This window comes from Barnesiella sp. CU968 (assembly GCF_905219685.1).
Classification (GTDB): domain Bacteria; phylum Bacteroidota; class Bacteroidia; order Bacteroidales; family Muribaculaceae; genus Lepagella; species Lepagella muris_A.
Window position 1 is genome coordinate 1 of record NZ_CAJMXD010000142.1, and the last position, 6,970, is coordinate 6,970.

The window sequence follows — 6,970 nt, forward strand, 5'->3', positions numbered from 1 at the left end:
CTGTCAATCCTATGAAAAAACCGTCATAAATGAAAGCCCATACAGCCACCGGAGGCAACAGCCATATAAAGAAGCGCATGCTCCAGACTCCCTCTCTGACATTTTCCACATCAGTAATCATGTCTGTTATCAATGACGAGCCGAATGTGTAGACAATCAGAAATGCCATAGCCATAAATGCCGACCAATGAAGCAGACGTCTTCCGACATGACGTAATGAATTGAAATCGAGTGCCCCTGCGTTTTTGCCTATAAGGGCCTCGCCGGCGAATGAAAAGCCGTCCATGAAATATGAGAAGAACAGAAAAAACTGAAGCATGACAGTGTTTACAGCCATTGTCATGTCGCCCATTCTTGCCCCGATTGCCGTGACTGAAAGAGAAACACCCATAATGCATGCCGAGCGCAGAAACAGGTCTGAGCTGACGCGGAAAAATTTCCCAAATCCTCCGCCTTTGATGATTTGCCTGAAATCCGGTGTCAAGGGAACTTTGCGTGAATATGATGCCACAATGCCGATGGCAAGAAAAAGTCCTGTCCAGTTTGCGGCAAGAGTGCCGAAAGCGACACCTGCAAATCCGGCATTGAATACGTAAACGGCTATTATGCTTGCTGATATATTCAGTATGTTCATTGCCACCGATATTGCCATCGGGCGAACAGTGTCCTGCATTCCGATAAACCAGCCGTTTATCGACAGAGTCACAAGCAGCGGAGGGATTCCCCAAACGCATATTCTGAAATACATGGATGCTGCGTCTGTTGCCTCGGCACTCGGATCGATGATGCCGAGAAAAAGTTGTAACAAGGGATTGCGGACGACAACAATGACAATTCCAAGAAGAAACGCCATTGACACGGCACGCCAGAAAACAGTTTTGCATCTTTCGGGATTCCGGGAACCATACGCTTCTGCGGTCAGTCCTGTGGTGCCCATTCTCAGAAAACCGCATAGCCACAGAATGACGTTGAAGATTGTGCCGCCTGCGGCGACAGCAGCCAGGAAAATGCCACTGCCGAGGTGTCCGGTTATTGCAGTGTCGCAGAGTCCCAGCAAGGGAACTGTTATATTACTCGCAATAGCCGGCAACGCAAGCCGCAAGATGGTGCGGTCAATCTGTGTGTATCCTGTTTTTTTCACGCATGCAAAATTAATAATAAGAGTTAAAGATAACAATAAAGGAAGAATGATATTTGTTCCTTCCGAAATATTTCGTTAATTTTGTATGAACAATTAATGTAGGAGGAGATACACAATGACAGGAAAATGGAATTATCAGCCTTTGACGCATCAGGAGAAGCGAGAGGCGGAGGTGTTGGCGAGTCATGTCGGCGACAGCCCCGTTGTGGCAGAACTTCTGATACGCCGTGGTGTCACTACTGCGGAAGGTGCCGACTGTTTCTTTTCTCCGGCATTATCGCATCTGCATGACCCGTTTCTGATGAACGACATGGACAAGGCGGTCAACCGTCTCAACAAAGCCATGGGTGCCAAAGAACGTATCATGATTTATGGAGATTATGATGTTGACGGAGTCACAGCCGTAGCTTTGGTCTACAAGTATCTCCAGAATTACTACTCGAATGTGGAATACTACATTCCCACACGATATGAAGAGGGATACGGCATTTCAATGAAAAGCATAGACTACGCCGCCGATAATGGCGTGAAGCTTGTCATCGTGCTTGATTGCGGTATAAAGGCAATCGAGGAGATTGCCTACGCGAAGAAAAAGGGTGTTGATTTCATTATTTGTGATCATCATATGCCTGACGATGAACTTCCTGACGCCGCTGCGATTCTGAATCCCAAGATGCCTGATTCCACATATCCGTGTCCTTATCTCAGCGGTTGCGGGGTGGGGTTCAAGTTCATGCAGGCATTCGCCATGAGCAATGGACTTTCCAATCACAATGAGCTTGATTCTCTTCTTGACCTCGTGGCTGTGAGTATTGCCGCCGACATCGTTCCCATAGTAGGGGAGAACCGCGTTATGGCGCATTATGGTCTCCGCCGTCTGAACTCCAACCCTAACCTTGGTCTGCGCAGCATAATACGTCTGTGCAAACTGACCAACAAAGACATAACGATCAGTGATGTCATATTCAAGATAGGTCCGCGCATCAATGCGTCAGGACGAATGCAGAGCGGTGTGGAGGCTGTTGATCTTCTTGTAAGCCGCGATCTGCATGACGCTTATGAGAAAGGGAAGGATATCGATCAATATAACCGCGACAGGAAAGAACTTGACAAACAGATTACACAGGAGGCCAACCGTCTTATCGAAAATAATGTCGGAATAGTCCAGGGCAAGAGATCCATAGTAATCTATAATAAGGACTGGCACAAAGGTATCATCGGTATCGTCGCCTCCCGTCTTACGGAACTTTATTACAAACCGGCTGTGGTACTGACCTATTCCAATGGAATGGCAACCGGGTCATCGCGGTCTGTACAGGGTTTCGACATATATTCGGCAGTTAATTCGACGCGTGATCTTCTTGAAAATTTCGGAGGTCACACATATGCGGTGGGACTTTCGATGAAAGAGGAGAATATCGCCGAGTTCAGCAGGAGGTTTGAAGAGTATGTGTCATCCAATATCCAGCCCAACCAGCTGTCGCCGCAACTTGATATAGACGCAGAGATAGAATTTGCAGACATCACACCGGAACTTGTGTCATATCTTAAGAAATTCAATCCTTTCGGTCCCGGAAACCAGAAGCCGGTGTTCTGTTCCCGCAATGTCTTCGATTTCGGAACGAGTAAACTTGTAGGCAAGAATCTTGAGCATATCAAACTCGAGCTTGAAGACAACAGCACGAGTCATGTCATAAACGCCATAGCGTTCAACATGTCACAATATTTCGAGCATATCCATTCTCACCGTCCTATTGACATCTGCTATACGATCGAGCAGACGAAACGCTCGAACAATCCGGATTCCATACAGCTGATGATCCGCGATATCCGCCCCTCGTCAGATAAAAAATAGCAAGCCGTCAGTCACATCTTAACCAACATGGTAAATGGATTCCACTGTTATCCGCAATATTCTCAAAAAACACTGGGGATACGAGTCATTCCGTCCGTTGCAGGAAGATATCATCATGTCTGTCCTATCCGGGCGTGACACACTGGGGCTTATGCCGACGGGTGGAGGAAAGTCTATAACATTCCAGGTCCCGGCTATGGCGTTGCCAGGACTTACGGTTGTGGTGACGCCGTTGATCTCACTGATGAAAGATCAGGTCGACAATCTGAAAAGGCGGAGAGTCAAGGCGGTATACCTTCATTCAGGCATGACGGCAAGAGAATCCAAGATCGCAAGAGAGAAACTTATTAACGGGGGAGCGAAACTGTTGTATGTCTCTCCAGAGCGTCTTCGCAACCAGCGTTTCATTCAGGAGCTGAGAATGACGGAAGTCTCGCTGATCGTAGTGGATGAAGCGCATTGCATTTCACAGTGGGGATATGATTTCCGTCCGTCATATCTGAATATCCGTTCGTTGCGGAAGATTTTTCCAAAAGTGAATGTGCTGGCACTGACAGCTACTGCGACTCCACATGTAGAGTCAGATATATTGCGTCAGCTTGAGATGAAGGATGCCGCACTCTTCCGCATGAGTTTTTCCCGTTCCAATCTGAATTATATTGTAAGGAATACAGAAACAAAGATATATGAGATATTTCATATACTCAGCCGCACAGAGGGTTCGGCTATCGTATATGTAAGAAGCAGAAAGCGCACGCGCGAGATTGCGGAATATCTGAGTTCCGCGGGTATTTCTTCTACCTATTATCATGCCGGACTTGACATATCTCTTAAAGAAGAACGCCAGAACGAGTGGCAGCGCAGCGGCGTGCGTGTGATGGTCGCCACCAATGCTTTCGGCATGGGTATCGACAAACCGGATGTAAGGGTTGTGATTCATTTCGACATGCCCCCGTCTCTCGAAGAATATTATCAGGAGGCAGGCAGGGCCGGACGAGACGGGAAAAAGTCATATGTAGTTCTACTCACATCTCGTGCGGATTCCGGTCTGCTGAGACGCAGAGTTACAGAGACTTTCCCGCCGAGAGAAGAAATAAAGCTGCTTTACGAACGGGTATGCAATTATCTTCATGTCTCTATGGATGAAGGATATGAGAAACTTGCCGAATTTGATGTAGAGCGTTTTTGTGAGGTTTTCAGCTATCAGAGACGCAGGTGTCTGGCTTGTCTGCATCTTCTGGGGCAGGCTGGTTATCTTGAATATCTTGAGGAGACAGAGCACCGTTCCCGGGTGATGATGACCTGCACGCGAGAAGAGTTGTATCATGTAGACCGTCTGTCGGCAGACGCGGACCTCGTATTGACAAGAATACTCCGTCTTTATTCAGGTCTTTTTGCCGAATATGTCTATATCGACGAACGGGTGATATCGCGGGAGTCAGGAATAGACGAGCGGAGCGTCTATGAATCTCTTCTGGAATTGGGCAGGCGCAAGGTCTTGAGTTATGTGCCGCGTTCCCGTTCTCCTTATATTTACTTCCCTACCGCACGAGAAGACAAGCGATATGTCATGATAGGTAAGGATATATATGAAGATCGGAAAAAAGTGATAAGCGAGCGCACCGAGGCAATGATAGATTATGGTTTCGGCAAAGGGAAATGCAGGGAGAAGATTCTGCTGGAATATTTTGGAGAGCAAGACGGCAAGGATTGCGGACGTTGCGACATTTGTCGCGGAAGAAATCAGCGTTCAGGCGGAAAAGAGGAAAACCGGCTTGCCCGGATTGTGGAATATATCAGATCCAGACCCGGCGGTGCGGATATAAGGATAATGGGACGTGACCTCAGAATTGTTCCGTCGCAGCTTTCCGAATATCTTTCTTATCTTTGCGGCGAGGGTTTCGTGATACTTGAAGACGGTCTTTACCGATATCGAAGATAGATTATGATAGGATTGGCGGATTGCAATAATTTCTTTGTGTCATGCGAGCGGTCGATAGATCCCTCGCTTGACGGTGTGGCTATGGTCGTGCTGTCGAATAATGACGGTTGTGTGGTAGCACGCAGTAATGAGTCGAAGAAAATGGGTGTTTTCAAGCAGAAGACGGCATACGAGATCCGAGATCTGATATATTCAGGTAAGATTGTCGCGTACTCAGGCAATCATCGTCTGTATCGGGAAAAGAGTCTGAAAGTGCATGATATTTTCCGGCGGTTTGTCCCATTCACTATCGACTATTCTGTAGATGAGTCGTTTCTGGATATGTCCGGTATTCCCGATGCAATGATTACGGAAATAGGCAATGCCATATGTGAGGCATGCTGGAAAGAGGAACGCATACCGGTGACGCTCGGGTTTGCGTCGACAAAGACACTTGCAAAGATTGCGGCGGAAACGGGAAAGAAGCGAGGCGAAAAAGTTGTGACAGGCGCTGAGGGGGATCGTCTTGAGGCTTTGCTTGATACTTTGGGGATAGGGGAGCTGTGGGGAGTGGGTCGTCGTCTGTCAAAACGGCTGTATGCAAAAGGAGTGTTTACAATCGGAGATTTATACCGTAAGCCTCTTGTCTGGGTCAGATCAGAGATGGGAGTTCATGGAGAACGCAGCTGGCGTGAACTTCACGGAGAGTCTTGTATAGAGCTTGACTATGTGTCACGAAAGATGCAGGATTCCATCAGCGAGACCCGGACATTTCCGGAAGATATAGATGATTTTGACTATCTGAGGGCTCGAATAGCCATTTATTGCGCCCATGTGTCACGTCGGTTGAGGGCGATGGACGGAGTCTGCGGAGAACTGAAAGTTTTTTTGCGAACCAACAGGTTTCATACAGAACGAGGTTATCAGGCTCCGGAAGCGACAGTGGTTTTTACTGATCCGATTGACGATGCAGCCGAGTTGACATCGGCTGCCGTGAAATGTCTTGAAAAGATATTCGCACCTGGAGTCAGATACAAGAGAGCCGGGGTGGTGCTGTCGAGAATAGTGCCATGCGGATCCGTTTCCATATCATTGTTTGACGATGTGGAGAAAGCCGATGCCAGAATAAAAAAATCGCGAAATCTCATGAAGACAATAGACGGGCTGAATTTCGGTAATTACAATCATGTGGTCAAACTTGCCTCACAGCTGACAGCCGGACAGTCAGGACATAATGACGGGTATTCCTCATCGTTTGGCGCACCGTTGCCGGACTCCGGGGTAAGAAGCTCTGGATAATCCGGAGGACATTGAACTCGGGATATGAACTCATGATTACTCATGATTATCGTTTCATTGTCATTTCCCTGAGATAAAAGTATGGAATGCCGGATTTTTTTACTAAATTTACAAACTGATATCAACTAAACTAAATATGAAGAAGTATAAGATAGCGGTAGCGGCAATTCTTCTTGCCGGCTCCTCGATGGCTTTCACGTCATGTATCGGTTCGTTTGCAATGACTAACAAGGTGCTTTCCTGGAACAAGCAGGTAGGCAATAAATTCGTCAACGAGCTTGTATTTTTCGCGTTTTGGATTCTTCCCGTATATGAAGTGACCAGTATAGCAGATCTCCTGGTGATAAATTCCATAGAATTCTGGAGTGGCACAAATCCGATGACAGCTTCAGTAAAGGCTGTTGATACTGATCACGGCCGTTATCTGATAGACTGCGATGGCAAAGGTTACACGGTGACGCATGCGGAAACCGGAGAAAAGACCCGTCTTGAGTTTATAGAGGAATCCCAGACCTGGGCATTCGAGGGTGCCGAGGGAGAACTGGTTCCTTTCATGACGTTCGTGGACGACAGTCATGTGCGTATGATCAAGCCTGATGGCGACATGATGCTTGTTGATCTTTCCGAGCAGGGCATGATGGCATATGTAGCTGAAACCGGACTGATGCCTCTTGCCAGCAAATAAAAAAAATCAGTTGAGGGCAATCAAAACGGTCTGTTTGTTTGTTAATATAAATGAGTGGTGATTTAAGAT

Annotated in this window: 4 protein-coding genes; 3 read left to right on the top strand and 1 reads right to left on the bottom strand. The window is 47.2% G+C overall.

Annotation, left to right across the window (positions count from 1 at the left end; translation table 11 throughout):
* A partial coding sequence (locus tag JX312_RS06975; protein WP_204457503.1) for an MATE family efflux transporter occupies positions 1–1,141 on the bottom strand: 1,141 nt, incomplete at its 3' end.
* A 115-nt stretch (positions 1,142–1,256) separates the two neighbouring features.
* Here JX312_RS06975 and recJ point away from each other — a divergent pair.
* The 3 genes from recJ (at position 1,257) to JX312_RS06995 (ending at position 6,901) form a co-directional block, all read left to right on the top strand.
* Complete coding sequence (gene recJ, locus JX312_RS06980) at positions 1,257–2,996, top strand: single-stranded-DNA-specific exonuclease RecJ (protein WP_123404252.1); 1,740 nt, start codon at positions 1,257–1,259, stop codon at positions 2,994–2,996.
* 34 nt (positions 2,997–3,030) lie between these two features.
* A complete protein-coding gene (locus JX312_RS06985) occupies positions 3,031–4,938 on the top strand; it encodes an ATP-dependent DNA helicase RecQ (protein WP_204457504.1) in 1,908 nt (635 codons plus the stop codon).
* Positions 4,939–6,352: 1,414 nt separating this feature from the next.
* Positions 6,353–6,901: a DUF3332 domain-containing protein gene (locus JX312_RS06995; protein ID WP_123404258.1), complete on the top strand. Its 549-nt coding sequence runs from the start codon at positions 6,353–6,355 to the stop codon at positions 6,899–6,901.
* Positions 6,902–6,970: the final 69 nt, after the last annotated feature.